This is a genomic window from Pseudomonas sp. P7758, assembly GCF_013386485.1.
Lineage (GTDB): Bacteria > Pseudomonadota > Gammaproteobacteria > Pseudomonadales > Pseudomonadaceae > Aquipseudomonas.
The window spans coordinates 120,654-142,698 of record NZ_JACARS010000016.1 but is presented as its reverse complement, the minus strand read 5'-3'; the positions used below and the strand labels follow the sequence as shown (position 1 = coordinate 142,698).

Annotated in this window: 23 protein-coding genes; 14 read left to right on the top strand and 9 right to left on the bottom strand. The window is 61.1% G+C overall.

Annotated elements, in window-relative coordinates; translation table 11 throughout:
* The first annotated feature begins 43 nt into the window (after nucleotides 1-43).
* The 3 genes from uvrD (at nucleotide 44) to HX873_RS04510 (ending at nucleotide 3,838) form a co-directional block, all read left to right on the top strand.
* Nucleotides 44-2,227 carry a DNA helicase II gene (uvrD, locus tag HX873_RS04520; RefSeq protein WP_003213452.1) on the top strand — a complete coding sequence of 728 codons (2,184 nt, stop codon included), beginning with the start codon at nucleotides 44-46 and terminating at the stop codon, nucleotides 2,225-2,227.
* Nucleotides 2,228-2,418: 191 nt separating this feature from the next.
* Entirely contained in the window at nucleotides 2,419-3,294 is an 876-nt protein-coding gene (locus HX873_RS04515) for a Tim44 domain-containing protein (RefSeq protein WP_003213454.1), read from the top strand.
* 136 nt (nucleotides 3,295-3,430) lie between these two features.
* The gene (locus HX873_RS04510; protein ID WP_003213456.1) at nucleotides 3,431-3,838 is read left to right on the top strand and encodes an SMI1/KNR4 family protein; all 408 of its coding nucleotides are present in this window, start codon (nucleotides 3,431-3,433) and stop codon (nucleotides 3,836-3,838) included.
* Nucleotides 3,839-3,918: 80 nt separating this feature from the next.
* Here the strand turns inward: HX873_RS04510 and HX873_RS04505 are convergent, their stop codons facing one another.
* Nucleotides 3,919-5,682 carry a cation:proton antiporter gene (locus tag HX873_RS04505; protein WP_003213459.1) on the bottom strand — a complete coding sequence of 588 codons (1,764 nt, stop codon included), beginning with the start codon at nucleotides 5,680-5,682 and terminating at the stop codon, nucleotides 3,919-3,921.
* A 295-nt stretch (nucleotides 5,683-5,977) separates the two neighbouring features.
* Here HX873_RS04505 and HX873_RS04500 point away from each other — a divergent pair, with 295 nt between their 5' ends.
* Entirely contained in the window at nucleotides 5,978-6,463 is a 486-nt protein-coding gene (locus HX873_RS04500; protein ID WP_003213461.1) for an acyl-CoA thioesterase, read from the top strand.
* Between the two features lie 27 nt (nucleotides 6,464-6,490).
* Here HX873_RS04500 and HX873_RS04495 read toward each other — a convergent pair whose 3' ends face one another.
* Nucleotides 6,491-7,537 (bottom strand): hypothetical protein, encoded by a 1,047-nt coding sequence (locus tag HX873_RS04495; RefSeq protein WP_177050695.1) that lies wholly within the window; start codon nucleotides 7,535-7,537, stop codon nucleotides 6,491-6,493.
* A gap of 81 nt (nucleotides 7,538-7,618) precedes the next feature.
* A complete protein-coding gene (pdxY, locus tag HX873_RS04490; protein WP_003213465.1) occupies nucleotides 7,619-8,491 on the bottom strand; it encodes a pyridoxal kinase PdxY in 873 nt (290 codons plus the stop codon).
* A 117-nt stretch (nucleotides 8,492-8,608) separates the two neighbouring features.
* Between pdxY and HX873_RS04485 the strand changes: the two genes are divergently transcribed.
* Entirely contained in the window at nucleotides 8,609-9,007 is a 399-nt protein-coding gene (locus HX873_RS04485; protein ID WP_003213466.1) for a DUF3301 domain-containing protein, read from the top strand.
* Here HX873_RS04485 and HX873_RS04480 read toward each other — a convergent pair.
* From HX873_RS04480 to dksA, 4 genes are read right to left on the bottom strand one after another with little or no spacing between them, the layout of a single operon-like run.
* The gene (locus tag HX873_RS04480; RefSeq protein ID WP_177122421.1) at nucleotides 9,001-9,963 is read right to left on the bottom strand and encodes a GTP-binding protein; all 963 of its coding nucleotides are present in this window, start codon (nucleotides 9,961-9,963) and stop codon (nucleotides 9,001-9,003) included. The two genes, HX873_RS04485 and HX873_RS04480, sit on opposite strands and share 7 nt — an antisense overlap.
* 45 nt (nucleotides 9,964-10,008) lie before the next feature.
* Nucleotides 10,009-10,653 carry a DUF1826 domain-containing protein gene (locus HX873_RS04475; protein WP_177122420.1) on the bottom strand — a complete coding sequence of 215 codons (645 nt, stop codon included), beginning with the start codon at nucleotides 10,651-10,653 and terminating at the stop codon, nucleotides 10,009-10,011.
* Nucleotides 10,653-11,858, bottom strand: a complete 1,206-nt coding sequence (gene zigA / locus HX873_RS04470) for a zinc metallochaperone GTPase ZigA (protein ID WP_177122419.1) — start codon at nucleotides 11,856-11,858, stop codon at nucleotides 10,653-10,655. The genes HX873_RS04475 and zigA overlap by 1 nt, the downstream gene beginning before the upstream one ends.
* A gap of 27 nt (nucleotides 11,859-11,885) precedes the next feature.
* Nucleotides 11,886-12,290 carry an RNA polymerase-binding protein DksA gene (dksA, locus tag HX873_RS04465; protein ID WP_003213474.1) on the bottom strand — a complete coding sequence of 135 codons (405 nt, stop codon included), beginning with the start codon at nucleotides 12,288-12,290 and terminating at the stop codon, nucleotides 11,886-11,888.
* A 127-nt stretch (nucleotides 12,291-12,417) separates the two neighbouring features.
* On the opposite strand from dksA, the gene HX873_RS04460 reads away from it, so the two are divergent.
* Entirely contained in the window at nucleotides 12,418-12,786 is a 369-nt protein-coding gene (locus HX873_RS04460) for a hypothetical protein (RefSeq protein ID WP_003213476.1), read from the top strand.
* Here HX873_RS04460 and HX873_RS04455 read toward each other — a convergent pair.
* Complete coding sequence (locus HX873_RS04455; protein WP_003213478.1) at nucleotides 12,783-14,006, bottom strand: N-acetylmuramoyl-L-alanine amidase; 1,224 nt, start codon at nucleotides 14,004-14,006, stop codon at nucleotides 12,783-12,785. The two genes, HX873_RS04460 and HX873_RS04455, sit on opposite strands and share 4 nt — an antisense overlap.
* A 128-nt stretch (nucleotides 14,007-14,134) precedes the next feature.
* On the opposite strand from HX873_RS04455, the gene folE2 reads away from it, so the two are divergent.
* The 7 genes from folE2 to HX873_RS04420 are packed head-to-tail and all read left to right on the top strand — an operon-like array spanning nucleotide 14,135 to nucleotide 19,777.
* On the top strand, nucleotides 14,135-15,031 hold the full coding sequence (gene folE2 / locus HX873_RS04450; protein ID WP_003213480.1) for a GTP cyclohydrolase FolE2: 897 nt from the start codon (nucleotides 14,135-14,137) through the stop codon (nucleotides 15,029-15,031).
* Nucleotides 15,028-15,696, top strand: a complete 669-nt coding sequence (locus HX873_RS04445; RefSeq protein ID WP_177048288.1) for a metal ABC transporter ATP-binding protein — start codon at nucleotides 15,028-15,030, stop codon at nucleotides 15,694-15,696. Before folE2 ends, HX873_RS04445 begins: the two co-directional genes overlap by 4 nt.
* Entirely contained in the window at nucleotides 15,696-16,562 is an 867-nt protein-coding gene (locus tag HX873_RS04440) for a metal ABC transporter permease (protein ID WP_003213483.1), read from the top strand. The genes HX873_RS04445 and HX873_RS04440 overlap by 1 nt, the downstream gene beginning before the upstream one ends.
* Before the next feature lie 11 nt (nucleotides 16,563-16,573).
* Complete coding sequence (locus tag HX873_RS04435) at nucleotides 16,574-17,458, top strand: metal ABC transporter substrate-binding protein (RefSeq protein WP_102604031.1); 885 nt, start codon at nucleotides 16,574-16,576, stop codon at nucleotides 17,456-17,458.
* Nucleotides 17,455-17,880, top strand: coding sequence for a phosphoribosyl-AMP cyclohydrolase (hisI, locus tag HX873_RS04430; protein WP_177009033.1), 426 nt, complete (start codon nucleotides 17,455-17,457; stop codon nucleotides 17,878-17,880). The genes HX873_RS04435 and hisI overlap by 4 nt, the downstream gene beginning before the upstream one ends.
* Nucleotides 17,877-18,437 (top strand): DapH/DapD/GlmU-related protein, encoded by a 561-nt coding sequence (locus HX873_RS04425; RefSeq protein ID WP_087694587.1) that lies wholly within the window; start codon nucleotides 17,877-17,879, stop codon nucleotides 18,435-18,437. Before hisI ends, HX873_RS04425 begins: the two co-directional genes overlap by 4 nt.
* A gap of 2 nt (nucleotides 18,438-18,439) precedes the next feature.
* Nucleotides 18,440-19,777 (top strand): dihydroorotase, encoded by a 1,338-nt coding sequence (locus tag HX873_RS04420; protein WP_177122418.1) that lies wholly within the window; start codon nucleotides 18,440-18,442, stop codon nucleotides 19,775-19,777.
* A 142-nt stretch (nucleotides 19,778-19,919) separates the two neighbouring features.
* Here HX873_RS04420 and HX873_RS04415 read toward each other — a convergent pair whose 3' ends face one another.
* Complete coding sequence (locus HX873_RS04415) at nucleotides 19,920-20,441, bottom strand: DUF3617 domain-containing protein (protein WP_003213494.1); 522 nt, start codon at nucleotides 20,439-20,441, stop codon at nucleotides 19,920-19,922.
* Between the two features lie 130 nt (nucleotides 20,442-20,571).
* Here HX873_RS04415 and cls point away from each other — a divergent pair, with 130 nt between their 5' ends.
* Nucleotides 20,572-22,011: a cardiolipin synthase gene (cls, locus tag HX873_RS04410; protein ID WP_003213496.1), complete on the top strand. Its 1,440-nt coding sequence runs from the start codon at nucleotides 20,572-20,574 to the stop codon at nucleotides 22,009-22,011.
* Nucleotides 22,012-22,045 lie beyond the last annotated feature (34 nt).

The window sequence follows — 22,045 nt, the reverse complement described above, 5'->3', positions numbered from 1 at the left end:
ATTGGGATTTGCCCGACTCCCCCGGGCACCCTAGAATGCGCCGATGCGCGATGATCTCTCTCTTTTGCTGAACTCCCTCAACGATGCCCAACGCCAGGCCGTAGCGGCCCCCGTTGGCCGTCAGTTGGTCCTGGCCGGTGCTGGCTCCGGTAAAACCCGAGTGCTGGTGCACCGTATCGCCTGGTTGATCCAGGTCGAGAACGCCTCACCGCATTCCATCCTGTCGGTGACCTTCACCAACAAGGCCGCTGCCGAGATGCGTCATCGCATCGAGCAGTTGATGGGCATCAGCCCGGCCGGCATGTGGGTGGGCACCTTCCACGGCCTGGCGCACCGCCTGTTGCGGGCGCATTGGCAGGAAGCCGGCCTGAGCCAGACCTTCCAGATTCTCGACAGCGACGACCAGCAACGCCTGGTCAAGCGGGTGATCCGCGAGCTGGGCCTGGATGAACAACGCTGGCCGGTCCGTCAGGCCCAGTGGTTCATCAATGGCCAGAAAGATGAAGGCCTGCGCCCGCAACATATCCAGGCCAGCGGCGACCTGTTCCTGGCCACCATGCGCAGCATTTATGAAGCCTATGAAGTGGCCTGCCAGCGCGCCGGCGTCATCGACTTCTCCGAACTGCTGCTGCGAGCCCTCGACTTGTGGCGCGACAACCCGGGCTTGCTGGCGCACTACCAGAAACGCTTCCGCCACATCCTGGTGGACGAGTTCCAGGATACCAACGCCGTGCAGTACGCCTGGTTGCGCCTGCTGGCCAAGGGCGGCGACAGCCTGATGGTGGTGGGCGACGACGACCAGTCGATCTACGGCTGGCGCGGCGCGAAAATCGAGAACATCTACCAGTACAGCGACGACTTCCCGGACGCCGAAACCATCCGCCTGGAACAGAACTACCGCTCCACCGCCGGGATCCTCAAGGCCGCCAACGCCTTGATCGCCAACAACACCGGGCGCCTGGGCAAAGAGCTGTGGACCGACGGCGGCGAAGGCGAAGCGATCAACCTGTACGCCGCCTTCAACGAACACGATGAAGCGCGCTACGTGGTGGAAACCATCGAAAGCGCCCTGAAAACCGGCCTGGCCCGCAGCGATATCGCGATTCTCTACCGCTCCAACGCCCAATCACGGGTATTGGAAGAGGCCCTGCTGCGCGAGCGCATTCCGTATCGCATCTATGGTGGCCAGCGCTTCTTCGAACGTGCCGAAATCAAGAACGCCATGGCCTACCTGCGCTTGCTGGAAGGTCGCGGCAACGATGCGGCGCTGGAACGGGTGATCAACATTCCGGCCCGCGGCATCGGCGAGAAGACCGTCGAGGCGATTCGCGACCACGCACGCCACAGCGATGTGTCGATGTGGGAAGCGATGCGCCTGCTGATCGCCAACAAGGGCCTGACCGGCCGTGCGGCCGGTGCCTTGAGCGTGTTTGTCGAGCTGATCGAGAACCTGGCCGCCAAGTGCATGGAAATGCCCCTGCACCTGATGACCCAGACCGTGATCGAGCAGTCCGGCCTGATCGCCTACCACGAAGCGGAAAAAGGCGAGAAAGGCCAGGCCCGGGTAGAAAACCTTGAGGAACTGGTCAGCGCCGCCCGCGCGTTCGAAAACACCGAAGAAGACGAAGACCTGACGCCATTGGCGGCATTCCTCGGCCACGCGTCCCTGGAAGCCGGCGACACCCAGGCTGATGAGCATGAAGACAGCATTCAGCTGATGACCTTGCACAGTGCCAAGGGCCTGGAATTCCCCTACGTGTTCCTGGTGGGCATGGAAGAAGGCCTGTTCCCCCACAAGATGAGCCTGGAAGAACCCGGCCGCCTTGAGGAGGAACGCCGCCTGGCCTACGTGGGCATCACCCGGGCGATGCAGAACCTGGTGATGACCTACGCCGAAACCCGACGCCTGTACGGCAGCGAGACCTACAACAAGGTGTCGCGCTTCGTACGCGAGGTGCCGAAAGGGCTGATTCAGGAAGTGCGCTTGTCCAACAGCGTCAGCCGACCGTTCGGCGGCGGCCAGCAGCAGAACTCCAGCAGCATGTTCGCTGGTTCGGAAATCCCCGAGACGCCGTTCAGCCTTGGCCAGCAGGTCAAGCACGCGATCTTCGGCGAAGGCGTGATACTCAACTTCGAAGGCGCCGGTGCCCAGGCCAGGGTGCAGGTGAACTTCGCCGAAGGCAGCAAGTGGCTGATGATGGGCTACGCCAAGCTCGAAGCAATCTGAAACAACTGTAGAACATGAAGGATGTTGCCCCACCCTTGTATTTGGCAGCGGTGGGGCCAATATCTGTAATAAGTCCTACAGACGATTCGGTATTGGCCCTACGCAAAAGCCCGAAACACTATGCCGCTAGCCACTGACATCACACCTGTGCAACATGGCGCGCGTGCAATCCACAAATGGGAATTCCCTTTATGAAACGTTTTCTTAGCATCGCCATGGCGTTGTGCATCGGCCTGACGATGAGCCTCGACGCCAACGCCAAGCGCTTCGGTGGCGGCAAATCCATGGGCTCGGCGCCGAGCCACCAGACCAGCCAAATGGCCCCATCCGGCGGCGGCATGGGCGGCGCAGCTGCGACCGCTGGCGCTGCCGGTGCCGCAGGCGCTGCTGCCAAGGCTGGCGGTGCTTCGCGCTGGTTGGGCCCTCTGGCCGGTATCGCGGCCGGCGGCCTGCTCGCCTCCATGTTCATGGGCGGCGGCTTCCAGGGCATGCAGATCTTCGACATCCTGATCATGGCGGTCATCGCCTTCCTGATCTTCCGCTTTATCGCCGCCCGTCGCCGCAAGCAACAGGAGCACATGGCTCCAGCCGGCGCGCCGATGCAGCGTGAAGTGTTCGAGCAAAAGCCTGCTGCCATGGGTTCGATCTTCGGCGGTTCGGCTGCTCCTGCTGCCGCTCGTCCGGTGATCAACGCACCCGCCTGGTTCAACGAAGAGCGCTTCGTCGAAGCGGCCCGCAGCCACTTCCAGTCCCTGCAGCAACACTGGGACGCCAACGAAATGGACAAGATCGCCGAGTTCGTGACCCCGCAACTCCTGGAGTTCCTCAAGCGCGAACGTGCCGACCTGGGCGACGGCTTCCAGTCGACCTACATCGACGACCTGAAAGTGCAGCTTGAAGGTGTGGATGACCGCGCCGACAAGACCATCGCCACCCTGACCTTCAGCGGTGTGTCGAAGACCTCGCGTTTCGACCAGGGCGAAGTGTTCAGCGAAAGCTGGAACATGGAACGCCCACAAGGCGAAAACCAGCCTTGGCTGGTCGCCGGTATCCGCCAGAACGGCTGATCCCTGCCCGCTTTGAGTACGCAGTAACAAAAACCCCGGACTTGTCCGGGGTTTTCTATTTCACGGTTGCACTTATAGCGAGCTACTGTATAAAACGCCCCTATAAACCGCGCCATCTAGCAAGAGGATCCCGGCCGTGGAAGAAGTTATCGAACAATTGCGTGAAGCCAACGAACCGGTACCGGTTCCTCTGGAGCTGCCTGACGAAGATCAACTGGTGGAAATCGAGGAACAACTTTTCATCGATATTCCGTTCGTCTTCCGTGAATTTCTGCTGACCGTCAGCGATGTGGTCTACGGCAGCCTGGAGCCGGTGACCGTCACCGACCCACAGTCCCACACCTACCTGCCGGACGTTGCCGCCAACGCCTGGGATGCCGGTGTTGACCGCAGCATGATCCCGATCTGCCAGGACGGCGACGACTACTACTGCGTCGAGGAAGACGGCACCGTGGTGCTGTGGTCCGGCGAAGAAGAACTCGTCACCGAAGAAACCTGGGAATCGGTGTGGCACTGGGCACGGGACGTCTGGCTGGAAAGCTGAGACCCCTGTGTGCCGAGGGCGCTTGTTGTGGCGAGCGAGCTTGCTCGCGCTGGGCTGCGAAGCAGCCCTCTGCGACCCACTCAGTGCTCCGGCGTATCCTTATGGTTATCCAGGGTCTCCAGCAAGGCGACCTGCATCCGCGTATGCACGCGGATGAACCAGCGCCACAGCACGGCGGCCACCGCGGCCGTCACCACGGCGATCAGCACCAGCAACTTGTTGGTCGGCAGGATACTGGCCGACAAGGCTGCCAATAGCAGGAAAATCACCAGCAGCGAAAGAATCGGGATCACTTCGGCGATCACCCGGCGCACGCGCTGAGTGTGGCGCCCGGCCATTTCCGGCTTCACGCTCATCTCCGCCAGCAGCATCGACAGCGCCTTGAGCTTGCGGTACGCCGCAATCAAAAACGGCAGCGACAGCAGCAACGCCCCACCCCAGATCAATGCCTTCTGCCAGCTCGGATCGCTGACCCAGCCTTCCAGGTAGCTGCCAATACGCGCCGCGAAAAAGCTGCCGGCAAAGAAGATCGCCACCACCAGCGCCAGGTTCACCCCCACCTGCAGAATGATCTTGCGGATCATCGACGCCAGCATCGCACCCTCGCCCTGGGGCTGAATGCTGCGCAGCCACTCGCCATACATCCCGAACACCCGGCTCATGCGCTTGGGCATCACTGCGGCAATCTTCAGCGACAGCGGGTCTGCGCCACGGATCAGATAGGGTGTGAGCAGTGTGGTAATCGCAGAAACAGCCACCGCCACCGGATACAGGAAGTCGCTGGTGACCTGCAACGTCATCCCCAGCGCGGCGATGATGAATGAAAATTCGCCGATCTGTGACAGCCCCATCCCCACTCGCAATGAAGTGCGGCCATCGTTACCCGCAATAAACGCCCCCAACCCACAGGACAACATCTTGCCCAGCACCACGGCCACGGTAATCACCGCAATCGGCCAGGCGTATTGCAGGAGGATCTGCGGGTCGATCATCAAGCCAATGGCGACAAAGAAGATCGCGCTGAACATGTCGCGAACCGGTTCGATTAGGCGCTCAATCTTCAGCAATTGCCGGGATTCGGCCATGATCGCGCCGATCAGGAATGCCCCCAGCACCATGCTGTATTCCAGCTTGACCACCAGCAGACAGAAACCGAAGCACAGGCCCAGCACGGTGATCAGCAGCATCTCGTTGCTTTCGAATTTGGCCACGTACTCCAGCAGGCGTGGCACCAGCAAAATCCCGATCACCAGTGCGACAATCATGAACAGCGAGAGCTTGCCGACGGTGGAGAACACCTCGCCGGAGCTGACCGTGCCGCTGACGGCAATGCTCGACAGCAAGGCGATGATGCCGATGCCGAGGATGTCTTCGACGATCAGCACCCCGAAAATCAGCTGGGCAAAGCGCTGGTTTTTCATCTTCAGGTCATTGAGCGCCTTGACGATGATGGTGGTCGAGGAAATCGCCAGGATCGCGCCCAGGAACAGCGAGTCCATGGTGTTCCAGTCGAACCAGCGGCCGATTTCGTAGCCGATCCAGATCATCAGGATGATTTCGAGGAACGCCGCGATAAAGGCGGTGGCGCCAACCTTGAACAGCTTGCGCAGGCTGAACTCAAGGCCCAGGCAGAACATCAGGAAGATCACCCCAAGCTCGGCCAGGGTCTTGATCGTGTCTTCGTCGTGGATCAGGCCAAACGGTGGGGTGTGCGGGCCGATGATGAAGCCGGCGACGATATACCCCAACACCACCGGCTGCTTGAGCCGATGGAACAGGATCGTCACCACCCCGGCCACCAGCATGATCACGGCCAGGTCCTGGATAAAGCTGATGGCGTGCATGGCGAGGGGCTCCTTGAGGGGTACTGGCGCTTTTCCCATTTCCACGCATGCACCCCGAAAGGTCGCAATGAACGGAAAGAAAAGTCTGCCTTGATCGTAAGAATTGCCTTTGAGACGGGCTTTTGAAGGGTAACACCGCGACTTGCGGCAGAAAGCCGGTGCAATATATGGAAACAGATCGCCCCAGGCGTGACGGCAAGCCGGGGCCCAGCGTCCCGTTATGAATGGCTCTGCAAAGATTCCAGCACCCGCAGAGGTGCCTCCCCACCCAATGCCTACAACCCGTGAGTGTGCTATGGAACCCGGAAACGCCCAGCTGTCGATGACAGTATTGATGACCCCTGACATGGCCAACTTCTCTGGCAATGTGCACGGCGGCACGCTGCTCAAGTACCTCGACGAAGTGGCCTACGCCTGCGCCAGCCGTTATGCCGGGCGCTATGTGGTGACGTTGTCGGTGGACCAGGTGATTTTTCGCGAGCCGATCCATGTCGGCGAGCTGGTGACCTTCCTGGCCTCGGTCAACTACACCGGCAACACATCGATGGAAGTGGGGATCAAGGTGGTCACCGAGAACATCCGTGAGCGTTCGGTACGCCACACCAATAGCTGCTTCTTCACGATGGTCGCGGTGGATGACCAGCGCAAACCGGCCGCCGTGCCGCCGCTGCAACCGCAGAACAGCGAAGACAAGCGACGGTTTGTGCAGGCTCAACAGCGCCGGCAGATTCGCCAGGAGCTGGAAAAGCGCTATCAGGAAATCAAGGCAGACGGCCCGTAAGAGCCCGCCAGGTTTCTGGATGACCGCTTAGTAACGCGAGCACTTGTCAAAGTGCGCACACACATCAAAGCGCTGGTCCAACTGGGCCATGCGCTCCATATGGTGATTGACCACCTCCATCGTCACGCTCTTTCGGGTATTCACGTAGTACTGCACCATAAGCTTGTCGTTCTCCGCTACGCGCGATTTGATCGCACTGTCCGTAGGCTGCATCCATTGCTCCAGGACGGCATCCTCAGTTCCCCGCAGGCGCTGGCGGTACACCTCAGTGTAAAACCCCAGAGCCCGGGCCAGACGACCGGCAGACTCTTGATTCGACAGTTCGTAGTTCTGCCGAAACTGGTTCCAATAATCCGGCGGCAAGGTATACGAGCCCATCAACGCCTTGCGCTTGCTGATCAACTCATCAAGCTCTTGAGGCGAGGTTTGCATTCGGTCGACTTTATTCTCTGACACGATGGCCGTGATCGACTGCGCACGCTCGTCAAGAATGCGATCAATCAACACCATTCGCTGCGGAGTATCCGGTAACAACTTGCCGAATATCGGACCTTTGCCCTCGCAAGACGGCATGCCGGTCTCGAACAGCGGCTGCGGGATCCGCACGTCCTTGCCGTCCAATCGCGTAAGACGCTGGAGCAGCGTGCTGCATTGGCGGCCCTGCAATTCGAAGGTCACTTCGTACTCTTCACCCGCCTTGGGCGTTAGATTGAACGCTTTGCCACAGACATAGGAGCTGCCGTTGGTGTTGATCATCAACATAGTGTCCTTTCCGGGCGCCAGCTTGATCTCCAGCAGCCCACGAGCCGTGGGCGGTGGCGGCACAAGCATGTCTACCCGCCGCTTGGTGTCCACCAGGAACATGTTGTTGAGAATGCCTGTGGTCTCACCCATGCAATGCTGTGCGTCATAGACAAAAAGGGTGCTGTTGGTGGTGTTGGAGATGAACCGCAGCTTCGCCGCATCGGGCTCGGTTGCGTCAGGATAGGTACCGTGGACGCTGCAACCACTGAGCAGCGTAACCAGGGCCAATGCGATAAATGCCCGTGGCGAATGGAGCAGGGATAACGACATGATCTTCCTTGATGAACGCAGAGGGCAAAAAGACGGCCGGTAGTAACGGACGCCCTTTGCGTCGCTCAATCAGGAATAGTCCTACAGCCCGATTGGGGTTGCCTCGAAGCGAACTCGCGGATGGGCAATCCGGTCCTGGGCGCGCACCAGTTCCAGCTCATAGCTGGCGCACGCCTGGGTTTCCAGCAGTACTTCATGCACCGCTGCAGCAGTGAACTCAAAGGCCGCCACCAGGCTATCGCCCAACAACACCCGCGCCAGGAACAGGCCCGACGTCAGGTCGCCCACGCCCACCGGCTGACGCGGGAATGCCAGCAGTGGCCGACGCAGGTGCCAGCTGCCTTCAGCCGTCACCAACAGCATTTCGAAGCCGTCCGGCAGCTTGCCGGGATAATCCAGGTGCTTGACCAACACCGCTTTCGGCCCGCGGGCCAGTAACGCACGGGCCATCCCCAGGCAATCGAACAGCGACTGCGGCTTGCGCCCGGCAAAGCTGTCCAGCTCCAGCTGGTTGGGGCACAGAAAGTCGGCCATCGCCGCCGCTTCCTCCAGCAGGAAGTCGCTGACCTCCTGGGGGACGATGCAGCCTTTTTCCGGATGCCCCATCACCGGGTCACACAGGTAAAGAGCCTTGGGGTTGATCGCCTTGATCCGCGCCACGCCGGTGAGGATCGCCCGGCCCTGGGCCGCACTGCCCAGGTAGCCCGACAGCACTGCATCACAGTTGCCCAGCTCGCCAATCGCCGCGATGCCTTCCACCAGCGCAGGAATTTGCTGCGGCGCCAACACTTCTCCCGCCCACTGACCATACTGAGTGTGGTTGGAGAACTGCACCGTATTGAGCGGCCACACGTTCACCCCGACCCGTTGCATGGGGAACACGGCGGCGCTGTTTCCGGCGTGGCCGAAGACCACATGAGACTGGATCGCAAGCAGATGGGGCGTACGTTTCATGCAGAGGATTTCCGTAAAGCCGTTGATATTCTGGCTGCGCAGTATGCGACTAAACGCGGCCTGTACGACAGACCGGAGACGCAGTTAAGCTGGCCCTACTTTGTTGGAGTTCATCGAATGCTGACCCTCGGAAATATCTTCGTGCTGATGCTGCTGGCGACAGGTGCCGCCTGGCTGTGGCACAACCACGGCCTGCGCGAGCGGGCGCTGGAACGGGTCAAGCAGCACTGCGCCAAGCTCGACATCGAGCTGCTCGATGGCGCCGTGGCGTTGAAGCGCATCGGTTTTGTGAAAGATGCCAGCGGGCGGCGGCGCCTGGCACGGATCTACAACTTCGAATTCACCGTGACCGGCGAAACGCGGCACCCGGGGACCATCACCCAATTCGGCGCCCACAGCGCGCAAATCGAGTTGGCGCCCTACCCGTTCGAGATCAAGACGCCATTGCCCAGCGCCGAGATCATTGAGCTAAGCCAGTGGCGCCAGGAGCATGGCAACAGCAAGACCCGTCACTGACGGCAAGCGGTTAACCCACCCTGTAACTGCGCAACGTCCTGCACTTCGCTGAAGATCAATTCGATACGCGAATCCCGCCGCCATTCGCTGGGCTGCCAGGCCAATGCTGCGTTATCCACAGCGTTGGCCGATGCCCAGCCATCCAGGCTGTGGATAACCAGTTTTGCCCGTCGCCAGTCCAACGATTGCAGCCATTGCTGAATGCGCCGCGCGTCGAATCGCTGACTCGGATGCCAGCGCCAGCCAATGCTCCAGCCATCCTCCTGGCCCTGGCTGAGGCAGATCGGCGATGCCGGCTCCGTCCAGATGGCCGGCATTTGCCCCAGGCCTTTGGGCAACTCGAAGTTATCCACAGCCGCTGCCGCTTGAGCATTCACACCCGGTAACCGGGCCAAGGGCAGTTGCGCCTGCTGCGTCCAATAGATCGGCCGGTCGGGCAGTTGTCCTTGAATCAACAGGCGCTGCGCATCACTTAAGGCTTCATTCTTGTTCAATACCAACAGCCCGGCGCTGGCTAATGCCTCCCGTTGGGCATTGGGTAAAGGTTTACCCGCCGCCAACGCCTGGGCATCCAGTACCAGCACGCACGGCTGCACCGCCAGTACCTGCTGCCAGGGTGCTTCCCGCAGCTGCTTGAGCAATTGAGCCGGGTGCCCAAGCCCGGACGGCTCGATAAACAGCCGGTCGGGCCTGGCCTTACGCAACAAACGCCCCAGTCCTACCTGAAACGGCGCCCCGTTGACGCAACACAGGCAGCCACCCGCCACTTCACCGAGGGCAATCCCGTCGTCATCACGGGTGAGCAACGCGGCATCCAGGCCAATCTGCCCGAACTCATTGATCAACACCGCCCAACGCTCGTTGGCCGGGCGCTGGGCCAGCAGGTGCTTGATCAGGCTGGTCTTGCCGGCGCCCAGGGGCCCGGCAATCACATGGGTGGGAATGTTCTGCAGCATGGTGGACATCATTCAGACCGTGTAGAGAGGTTCGATCCTACCCGGTTACGCCAACCAATCCAGCGTCAGGATCAACCGTCGCTCATCCGCTTGCAGTTGCGGCGAGCGGTGGATCAGGCCAAAGCCTTCGTTGCCGTGCCATTTTTCGCCCTTGAGCAACGCCACTTCACCGCAGTGGATTTGCTCAATGCGTTCTTCTGGCTCAGCACTCGCCTGGCTCAGGTGCCGCCGCTCCATCACACCTTCGCGCAACCACTGGCTGCCGATGCCGGCGTAGGTGGTGATCAGCCGCACCGGCACATGATCCACATGAAAACGCGGGCACATGGCCTTGTCCAATAGCCGCAAACGCACGCCGATACGCTTGGCTCCGAGCAAACAGGCAAAGGCGCTGACCAGCCACGACACATCGGCGATAAAGCCTTCGTAGCCTTCAAGATCACGGCAACCTGATGCAAATTCCTGCAGGTTTGGCTCGGCGTCTTCGCTGTTCAGTTCAACCACCAGCGACTCGGCCAATGGCTCATTGAGTGCCACCAGTAACGCGCCGAACTCGGCGATGTGCAGGGGCAACTGACGCTGCCACACCGCTAGGTTCACGCCGTCCTCAAGGATATCAGTGAGCACGGCCGGGGTTTCGCCGTGGGTCTGGCGAACCACCGGGCGCAGTTTCAGGGTCGGTGCCAGCATCAGGCAGCCTCTTCGAACCAAGGGCCAAAGGGATCGGCCAACAAGCGCCAGCCTTCGACACCCGTGGCCATTTCATCGTCGGTCAGCAAACAAGCGTCCAGCTCGGCGGTCATCTGGGCGAAGTCGATGTTCTGGCCGATAAACACCAGCTCCTGCCGGCAATCGCCGGTGCTCAGTTGCCAGTTTTTCATGATTGCGGCGATGCCTTCCTCGTCCTGGGGCCACTGGGTTTTCGGCACGAAACGCCACCAGCGCCCGGCAAACCCATGGCGCATCAGGCCGCCAGCCTGGGACCAGCTACCGGCGTCCTGGTGTTTGCTGGCCAGCCAGAAAAAGCCCTTGGAACGCAGCAGTTTTCCATTCACCCAAGGCCGGTCGATAAAGTCGAAAAACCGCTGCGGGTGGAACGGGCGGCGGGCGCGATAGGCGGTGGAGGCGATGCCGTACTCTTCGGTTTCCGGCAGGTGTTCGCCACGCAGTTCCTGCAACCAGCCCGGCGCCCGGGAAGCACGCTCGAAGTCGAAACGGCCGGTGTTGAGGATCTTCGCCAACGGCACTTCGCCCATGACCATCGGGATGATTTCAGCCTGGGAGTTCAAGCGCTCCAGGATCGCCATCAACTCCTCGCGCTCACTGCTGCTGATCAGGTCGATCTTGCTGATGAGGATCACATCCGCAAATTCGATCTGCTCGATCAGCAGGTCGGTGATCGAGCGCTCGTCCTCTTCACCGAGGGTTTCGCCCCGGGACGCCAGGCTTTCGGCAGCCTGGTAGTCGAGCAGGAAGTTCATGCCGTCGACCACGGTGACCATGGTGTCGAGCCGGGCAATGTCCGCCAGGCTCTGGCCTTCTTCATCGCGAAAGGTGAAGGTTTCCGCCACCGGCAACGGCTCGGAGATACCGGTGGACTCGATCAACAGGTAATCGAACCGACCTTCCTTGGCGAGCTTTCCGACTTCTTCCAGCAAGTCTTCGCGCAAGGTGCAGCAGATGCAGCCGTTGCTCATCTCCACCAGTTTTTCTTCGGAGCGATTGAGGGTGACGTCGCGCTGGACCTCACTGCCATCGATGTTGATTTCGCTCATGTCGTTGACGATCACCGCCACCCGCAGGTTTTCGCGGTTGCGCAGGACGTAGTTGAGCAGCGTGCTTTTGCCGGCGCCGAGGAATCCGGACAGCACAGTAACGGGGAGACGATTGGGCATCAGGTATTCCTCATCAGGGTTGGCCGGTCAAATCGCCCGTTGATGGCGTTCGCGCAGCTCTTCACGTTCTTTGGCTTCGATACACAGGGTGGCCGTGGGGCGCAGCAGCAGGCGCTTGAGGCCGATGGGTTCGCAGGTTTCACGGCACCAGCCGTATTCACCGCGGGCCAGGCGTTCCAGGGCTTCGTCGATCTTGTCCAACAGCTTTTTTTCGCGTTCCAGCAGGCGCAGTTGCCATTGGCGCTGTTCTTCGGCGCTGCCGACATCGGCGGGATCGCTGTTGGGCTCCTGTTCGCGCAGCACCATGAATTCAGCGTCGATACGCGCTTGCAGCTCGTTGCGCTGGGCCAGCAGCAGCTCGCGGAAGAAACCTTGCTGGGCTTCATTCATGTAGTCGGCGCAGGGTTGGGCGAGAAGGTCTTGTTCGGTCATCGGAGGTGGTTCACGGGTCAGGCTGTTTTTTAATGTTATAGTATAACAATACAAATAAGCCAATCCCCCTTGCTCGTGACGACGAAGGGCGCAATGCTGGCAGCCGAATAACCCCCCGAGAGCCTCTATGAAATACCTGCTGTGTGCTGTGTTGCTGATGCTGGCGAGCCTGGCCAACGCCCAGGTGCCCAGCCTGCTGGCCAACTGCACCCGCAGCGCCAACCTGCTGGCGTGCGTCGACGCCCAGGGCAATGCCTACAGCGTCGCGACGGCAGGCAGCACTACGTATTTGCGGGGCTTTGAAGTGATCGGAAAACGCTATTGGGCACAGACCAGCAGCCGCTACGGGCAACTGACGTTCTTTACCGGGTTGGCTTCCGATGGTGAGGCGTGGGTGGGCTACACGCGGCGAGTGGGCTGGACCACCCTCAACCGGTTTTCCAGTTCCGGTGGTGCCAGCGCCAAGTTCACCTGTAGTCGAATCACCGGCTGTTAGACCTGGCCGGTTTTCTGTTCCTGAACCCAGGCCATGTAGCTGTTCATCGGCGGGTTCTTCTGGAAGTAGTTCTTCAACCCTTCAAATAAACCGTCTGCCACCGCCTGTTGATGGCGTGCGGTGACCAGTCGCTGGGCGTCCTGGGTGTTGGAGATAAACCCGGTTTCCACCAGGATCGACGGCACGTCCGGCGACTTGAGCACCGCAAAGCCGGCCTGTTCCACGCGTTTTTGATGCAGCGTGGTGATGCTTTGCAGGCTGCCCAGTACCGAGCTGCCCAGTTGCAGGCTGGAGGCGATGGTGGCGTTCATCGACATGTCGAGAATCACCCCGGCGAGCATCGGGTCCTTGTCCTTGAGATTGAGCAAGGTGGTGGCGCCCAAGAGGTCGGCGCCGTTTTCCCGCTGCGCCATGAACCGTGCGGTGGCGGAGGTGGCGCCGCCTTCAGACAGCGCATAGACAGAGGCGCCGGACGCCGTAAGCCGTGGCGCGGCATCGGCGTGTACCGAGATAAACATGTCGGCTTTGTGCTGACGGGCGATGTCCACACGTTTACGCAGCGGCACGAAGAAGTCGTCGTTGCGCACCAGCTTCACATCGAAGCCCTTCTCGCGCTTCAGACGCTTGGCCAGCAATTGGGCGATGGACAGCACCACGTCTTTTTCGCGCTGGCCCTTTGAGCCAATCGCGCCGGGGTCCTTGCCGCCGTGCCCAGGGTCGACCACCACGATGATGTCGCGTTTCGGATGAGCCCTGTCCACCGGCGCCGGCACGGGTGCAGCCAACGCGGCCGGTGCCGCAGCGATTTGCATAGGTGCATGAGTAGCGCTTGTCAGGTCCAGCACAAGGCGGTGGCCCTGGCCATCCTGTGGCGGCAGGAGAAAGCTGTTGAGCTGCATCGGCGCCTTCAAATCCAGCACGATCCGCGTATCGCCCTGCCCGAAATGCCCCGAGCGAATCGAGGTAATGCCGCTGTTGGTCAGGGCCAGTTGGCTGAAATCACCGGTCAGCTTCGCGCCGCTCAAATCGATGATCAACCGCTCCGGCGCGGTCAGGGTGAAGGTCTTGTATTGCACCGGGCCGCTGAGGTCCAGCACCAGCCGCAGCTTGTTATCCGACCGCCACAGCCGTGCATTGCGGATCTGCGCGGCAGACACGCCCAAGGGCAAGGTGAACACCGCACTGGCCAGCAGCAGGTTGAGGAGTTGACGTCTGTGCATGACTTACACCGCAAATAAAGGAGCTTCCGTACTCGACATGACTGAATAAAAGACAGAACAGAAAAAATTTCGTCGTTTCAATTGTAATAATATAACATGTCTTTTTATTTCCAACGATGGACCTGCTCATGAACGCGCTGACTCTGCCCGATATCGCCGCGCAGGCTTCACGCCAAGCCTTGCCGCTCGATTGGGTGGGCATGTGCGGCATTGCCCTGCCCATTCTGATCGACGGCCAAAGCCTTAGCGCCACGGCTGATGCCGGCGTCAGCCTGGACGACGGCGAGGCCCGTGGCATTCATATGTCACGGCTTTACCTGGCGCTGGAAATGCTTGAACAGCAACCGCTTTCGCCAGCACTGCTGCGCAGTGTATTGCAACGTTTTCTCGACAGTCATGAAGGTTTATCCACAAATGCCTACCTGCGGATTCATGCAGGTCTGCTGCTGAAACGCCCGGCGCTGGTCAGCCCGTTGGCCGGCTGGAAAAGCTATCCGGTAAGCATCGAGGCGCGCCTGGAAAACCAGATGTTCCACGTGGAACTAAAAATTGACGTTACTTACTCTTCAACCTGCCCTTGCTCCGCTGCCCTCGCCAGGCAATTGATTCAGCAGCAATTTATCGAGGACTTTGCCGGCACACCGCTGCAGCACGAAGACGTACTGACCTGGCTCGGCAGCGCAAACGGCATCGTCGCCACGCCCCACAGCCAGCGCAGCAGCGCGCTGTTGCAGGTCCGGCTTCAAGGCGATCAGCCAACACTGCCGCTGACCCAGTTGATCGACGAAACCGAAGCCGCCCTCGGCACTGCCGTGCAAACCGCCGTAAAGCGTGCAGACGAACAAGCCTTCGCCCTGGCCAACGGGCAGAACCTGATGTTCTGCGAAGACGCCGCCCGCCGCCTGAACCTCGCCTTGAAACGCTCGGATGCGGTCAATGCCTTCCACTTGAAAGTGATCCACGCCGAAAGCCTTCACGCGCACGATGCCGTGGCCGAAAGCCGATGGACGAGACCTTCCGAATGATCACCTGCACCGCTTTGCGCTGGGGCGCTCCCGGCCAACCACTGACCCCCGCCGTGGATTTCACCCTGGAAAAAGGCAGCCTTACCGGCATCATCGGCGCCAACGGCACCGGCAAAAGCAGCCTGCTGAAAGTTATCGCCGGATTGCAGAAGCCACTGGCGGGGAAAGTGACGATCGATGTTCCACGCCGAGGTGGCCTGTCGTTTTTGCCCCAGCAACAGAACCTCGATCGCCAGTTTCCTATCAGCCTCGAAGAATTGGTGGCCGCCGGTTTTTGGGGCAGCAAGCAAACCCCGCAACAACGTACCGAACGCCTGAGCGCCGTGCTCGAAGACTGGTGCCTCAGTGGCCTGGAGCATCGGCCGTTGATGGCCTTGTCGGGCGGCGAACTGCAACGCGCCCTGCTCGCCCGCATGAGTTTGGCCGAGTCGCCGATATTGCTGCTGGACGAACCCCACGCCGCCCTCGACGAAGACGGCCAGGCGCTGTGCTGGAAACACATCCACGCCTGGCACGACGCAGGCCGCACGGTGGTCGTGGTGTGCCATGACCTCGGCTCCGTACGCCAACACACCCAGCAAGTGGTGCAGATCAAAAGCAGTGGCTGCGTGTTCGGCTCCAGCAAAGAACTGATCCGCCCGCAGCCGCAAATGCAGGTGGCCTGATGCACTTCGCCGCCCACCTGTGGATGCCGTTTCTCGATTTCGTTTTCATGCGCCGCGCGCTCGTCGGCGGTCTGGTATTGGCATGCAGCACGGCGCCGCTCGGGGTGTTCCTGATCCTGCGCCGCATGAGCCTGATCGGTGACGCGGTGTCCCACGGCATCCTGCCCGGCGCCGCACTGGGCTTCTGGTTTGCCGGACTGAGTTTGCCCGCGCTGACCATCGGCGGCCTGGGCGCCGGCCTGAGCATGGCCGGCCTCGCCGCCTGGATTACCCGTCGCACCGGGCTGAAGGAAGACGCCAGCCTCGCCGCCATCTACCCGATCTCCCTGGCCAGCGGCGTGCTGATTCTTGGCCTCGCCGGCAAACGCCTGGACCTGCTGCACCTGCTGTTCGGCTCGGCCCTGGCGGTAGACGGCCCGACCCTCACCGGCATGCTCTGGGTCTCGGGCTTCAGCCTGATCGCCATGGTGGTGATCTACAAACCGCTGCTGCTGGACACCCTCGACCCGCTGTTCCTGCAAACCGTCAGCCGCCTCGGCCCGCTGGCCCACGGCCTGTTCCTGACCCTGGTGGTGCTGAACCTGGTGATCGGTTTCCAGGCCATCGGCGCGTTGATGGTGGTCGGCCTGATGATGTTGCCGGCGATTGCTTCACGTTTCTGGAGCCGGCGCCTGCCGGTGTTGATCGCCATATCAGCGGTGCTGGGATGCCTGTCGGTATGGCTTGGCTTGTTGCTGTCGTTCTACTACTCGCTGCCCAGCGGCCCGGCAATTGTGCTGGTGGCTGGCGGCTGGTACCTGCTGTCCGTGGTCTTCGGTCCGGTGCACGGCTTGCTGCGCCGCCCGCCTTTGCTTACATCCCAATGAGGTGTTTCCCGATGCGCGCTCTACTCGTGCTGTTCAGTGTGTTGCTGCCGCTGTCGTTCGCGACGGCCCAGGCTGCCGACAAGCTTCAGGTGGTTACCAGCTTCAGTATTCTTGACGACATGACCCACCAGGTCGGTGGCGATCATATCCAGATCAGCAACATGGTCGGCCCCGACGCCGACGCCCACACTTACGAACCAACACCAGACGATGCCAAGGCCCTGCTCAAGGCCAAGGTGATCATCAAGAACGGCCTGGGCTTCGAGCCGTGGCTGGATCGCCTGATCACCAGCACCGAGACCAAGGCCACTGTGGTCACTGCGAGTAAAGGCGTGCTTTCCCACACCATGGAAGAGGACGGCGAAACCATCCCCGACCCGCACGCCTGGCACAACCTGGCCAACACCGTTATCTACGTGAACAACATCACCAAGGCGCTGATCGCTGCCGACCCGGCCAACAAGGCCGACTACGAGCACAACAGCCAGGTGTACCTGAAAGAAATCTACCGCCTGCTGGCTGAAGCCAAGGCCAAGTTTGGCGCGCTGCCACCGGGTAACCGTCGCATCGTCACCTCTCATGACGCCTTCGGCTACCTGGGCCAGGCCTACGGTATCGAGTTCCTGTCGCCTCAAGGCCTGTCCACCGAACGTGAACCGTCGGCCGCCGAAGTCGCCACGCTGATCACCCAGATCCGCAAGGACAAGGTCAAGGCCGTGTTCATGGAAAACATCAAGGACTCGCGTCTGCTCCAGCAGATCGCTGATGAGAGCGGCGCGCAGATCGGCGGCACGCTGTACTCGGACGCCCTGGCTGCAGAAGGTCCGGCCAGCACCTTTACCGGCCTGTTCGAATACAACCTCAACACCCTGTGCGCGGCCCTGAGCAAGCCATGAGCCTGAGCATGCTTGACCTGGAAGAGGCTGCCATCGGCAGCCGCTTTCCACTCGATAGCGTGCTCGACGCCCTGCCGTGGACCAGCGATGGCCTGATCGCCGCCATCGCCCAGCAACACGGCAGCGGCGAAGTGTTGATGCTGGCCTGGATGAACCGCCAGGCCCTCGACGAAACCCTGGCCACCAGGCACGTCTGCTACTGGTCCCGTTCGCGCCAGCAACTGTGGCGCAAGGGCGAAACCTCCGGCCACCGGCAACTGCTGGTGGAGGCCCGCCTGGATTGCGACGGCGACGCGGTATTGCTGATCGTCGACCAGCAAGGCCCGGCCTGCCACACCGGCCGGCCCACCTGCTTCTACAACGCCATCGACGGCCATCACGTAAACATCATCACCGCGCCTCTCAAGGAACCTGACCCATGATCCGCAAGAACCCTTCCGGCGATCTGCCCGTGATTGCCGAATCGGCCTACGTCGACAAAACCGCAATCATCTGCGGCAAGGTGATCATCGGCGAAAACGTATTTGTCGGCCCTTACGCGGTGATCCGCGCCGACGAAGTCGACGCCAACGGTGACATGGACCCGATCACCATCGGTGCCAATTCGAATATCCAGGACGGCGTGGTGATCCACTCCAAATCCGGCGCCGCCGTAACCATCGGCGAGTTCACCTCCATCGCCCACCGCTCCATCGTCCACGGGCCCTGCACCGTTGGTGACCGGGTGTTCATCGGCTTCAACAGCGTGCTGTTCAATTGCGTCGTCGGCGATGGCTGCGTGGTGCGGCACAACTCTGTAGTCGACGGCCGCGATTTGCCCGACGCGTTCTACGTGCCCTCCACCACCCGCATCGGCCCCAACACCGACCTGTCCCAGTTCCCGCCGGTGAGTGTCAGCGCTTCGGAGTTTTCCGAAGACGTGGCACGCACCAACGTCGACCTGGTACTGGGTTACAAAGCCCTGCAAAACGAGTTCTGAGCATGAGCCGCCTGCTGATCCGCAACGCCCGCCTGGTGAACGAAGGCGAGGAATTCGAGGCTGACCTGCTGGTCGCCAATGGCCGTATCGAGAAGATCGCCGGCAGCATCGACAACGCCAACGCCACCGTGGAAATCGACGCCCAAGGCCAGTGGCTGCTGCCGGGAATGATCGACGACCAGGTGCACTTCCGAGAGCCCGGCGCGCCGGACAAAGGCAGCTTCTACAGCGAGTCCCGTGCGGCGGTGGCCGGTGGCATCACCAGTTTCATGGACATGCCCAACACCAACCCGGCGACCCTGAACCTGGATGCCCTGGCCGACAAAAAGCGCCGCGCGGCGCTGCATTCGGTGGCCAACTATGGTTTTCACTTCGGAGTGAGTAACGACAACCTCGACACCGTCGCCGCGCTGGACCCGCGGGAAGTCGCCGGGGTCAAAGTGTTCATGGGTGCGTCTACCGGCAATATGCTGGTGGATGATCCGAAGATCCTCGAGCGTCTGTTCGCCGAGGTGCCGACCATTCTCCTGGCCCACTGCGAGCACACCCCCAGCATCCTGGCCCGCGAGCAAAGGATCCGCGAGCGTTTCGGTGAGCACATTCCTGCCGTGGCACACCCGCTGATCCGCGATGCCGAGGCCTGCTATCGCTCCTCGTCCCTGGCGGTGGAACTGGCCAAGCGGCACGGCACGCGCCTGCATGTGTTGCACATCACCAGCGCCCGGGAATTGGTGCTGTTCGAAGATAAACCCCTGGCGCAAAAACGCATCACGGCGGAGGTCTGCCTGCATCACCTCTTGTTCGATGACCGCGACTACGCCCGCCTCGGCCACCAGATCAAATGCAACCCGGCGATCAAGACACGCGCCGACCGCAACGCCCTGCGCCTGGCATTGTTGAGTGATCGTCTGGATGTAATTGGCAGTGACCATGCGCCGCACACCTGGGCGCAAAAACAACTGCCGTATCGCGAGGCGCCGTCAGGCTTGCCGCTGGTGCAACACGCCCTGCCGGCGCTGCTGGAATTGGTCGCCGACGGCCTGCTGCCGCTGACCACGCTGGTGGCGAAAACCAGCCATCGGGTCGCGGACCTGTTTGCGATCCCCGACCGTGGCTACCTGCGCGAAGGCTATTGGGCCGACCTGGTGCTGATCCAACCCGAGCCTCACGGCAAACCCGTCAGCAGCCAGCCGATCCTGGCCCGTTGCGGCTGGACGCCCTTTGCGGGGCGCAGCTTCCGGCACAGCGTCAGCACCACGCTTGTGTCCGGCCACCTGGCCTGGCACGACGGGCGCGTGCACGACAGTTGCCAGGGGTTGCCGCTGCATTTCCAGCGTTGAAGAGACTCTGTACCTGGCAATCCAATCAAATGTGGGAGCGGGCTTGCTCGCGAATGCGGTGGGTCAGCCAATACACCTGTGACTGATTCACCGCATTCGCGAGCAAGCCCGCTCCCACATTTTGATCGGGGTATGTCTTAGGTTAAGCGCGGGGTTTGACCGTACCGCAGTTGCTGCCCAACCACTGCGCGTGGGTGTCCAGGCTGCCCTTCTGCTGTACGCCGGTGGCGTTGAAGGTACCGTTAACCGTAGTGGTGAATTCCTGCTGGCTCTGGAACGTCGCCACGCCAGTGCCCTGGGCTTTCGGGCAGCTGAAACGGAATTTCCATTGGTTGCCGGTCTTGTCCGTCACTTCCTGCTTGCAACCCGATTGCGGGTCGGTCAGCGGGATGGAATCGGACGCCACCTGGGCCGGGGTCAGGCACACCTGTACGCCTTTGCCGGCCATGGTGATGCCTTGCTTCTCAAGCATCGCGCGTTGTTCCGGGGTCATCTGTTGCTTGAGCTGACCGAGGATCAGCGACAAGTCCGGCAGGTCCTGGTTATCGACCTTCATGTTGCTGGTGGTCAACTCCCACAAGCCCGGCGCCAACATCTGCGCTTGCGCCGCCACAGGCAGCGTCAAACCAACAACCATGGCCAAACCAAGCAGACGAGCATTCATCGGGTAACTCCTGGGCAATTGTCGGCGTTAGACGCCGCAAAAGCGCCAGTGTTGCACAGCAAATAAAATAGCGACATTCGTGGCCGAACATGGTCTGTTAGGCACTTGTTCGTCAGGAGTACCGTTGTCCATGGATTTCTTTGGCCCGCACCTGCTCGCCTATTTCATTGCCACCCTGCATTTTCTGGGCACCCTCGCCGCCATCCATGCGGTGCTGACCGTCAGGACCGCCCAAGGCTCGATTGCCTGGGCATTGTCGCTGATGTTCATCCCCTACCTGACGCTGATTCCCTACCTGATCTTTGGCCGGAGCACTTTCGACGCCTACATTCAGGCGCGGCGCCAGGCCAACCAGGAAATGCACAAGGCGATCACCGAGCTGAACTGGCGCCCATGGGTTGAAGAGGCATTGGCCGCGCGCAACTCCCAGGCCTACGCTTCGCTACGGGCCATGCCCAAGCTGGGGCGCATGCCGTGCCTGGCGAATAATCAGGTGCGTTTGCTGATCAATGGCGAGGCTACGTTCAGCGCGATTTTCGAGGCGATTCGCTCGGCAAAGACCGCCGTGCTGTTCCAGTTCTTCATCATTCATGACGACGAACTTGGCCGCCAACTGCACACCTTGCTCAAGGAAAAAGCCGCCGAAGGCGTAGCCATTTTCGTGCTGTACGACCGTATCGGCAGCCATGCCCTGCCCCATCGTTATGTGCAGTCGCTACGAGACGCCGGGGTGCAGGTCAAGGCCTTCGCCACACGCAGCGGCTGGCTCAATCGCTTCCAGGTCAACTTCCGCAACCACCGCAAGATCGTGGTGGTGGATGGCATTACCGGGTTCGTCGGCGGGCATAACGTCGGCGATGAGTACCTGGGCAAGAAACCGCCGCTGGCGCCATGGCGTGACACCCATGTGCAAGTCAGCGGCCCGGTAGTAGCGTGCTTGCAGGAGTCGTTTGCCGAGGACTGGTTCTGGGCCTCGCGTGAGCTGCCGCCGCTGCTGCTGCCGGATACCTACCCGGACGACGGCGTACTCTGCCAATTGCTGGCCAGCGGCCCGGCGGATCCCTACGAAACCTGCTCGCTGTTTTTCGTCGAGGCCATTCATGCGGCGACCGAGCGGGTGTGGATCACCAGCCCGTATTTCATTCCCGATGAGGCGGTGTTTGCGGCTTTGAGGTTGGCGGTATTGCGCGGTGTCGACGTGCGCCTGCTGCTGCCGTCACGGCCGGATCACCGCATCGTCTACGCCGCTTCCAGCCTGTATGCGATCGAAGCCGTGCGCGCCGGGGTGCGGGTATTCCGCTATACGCCAGGGTTCCTGCATCAGAAAGTGGTGTTGGTCGACCGTGAAATCAGCGCCATCGGCAGTGCGAACCTGGATAACCGCTCGTTCCGGCTGAATTTCGAAGTGATGTTGCTGACGGTAGATGACACCTTCGCCAGCCAGGTGGAGCACATGCTGCTGGAAGACTTCGCCCTGGCCCATGAAATCAGCCAGGAAGAAAACCGCCAGACCCACCGCCTGCAACAATTGGGCATGCGGATCGCGCGGCTGATTTCTCCAATCTTGTAAGGCTTGCACCGAACCCAATGTGGGAGCGGGCTTG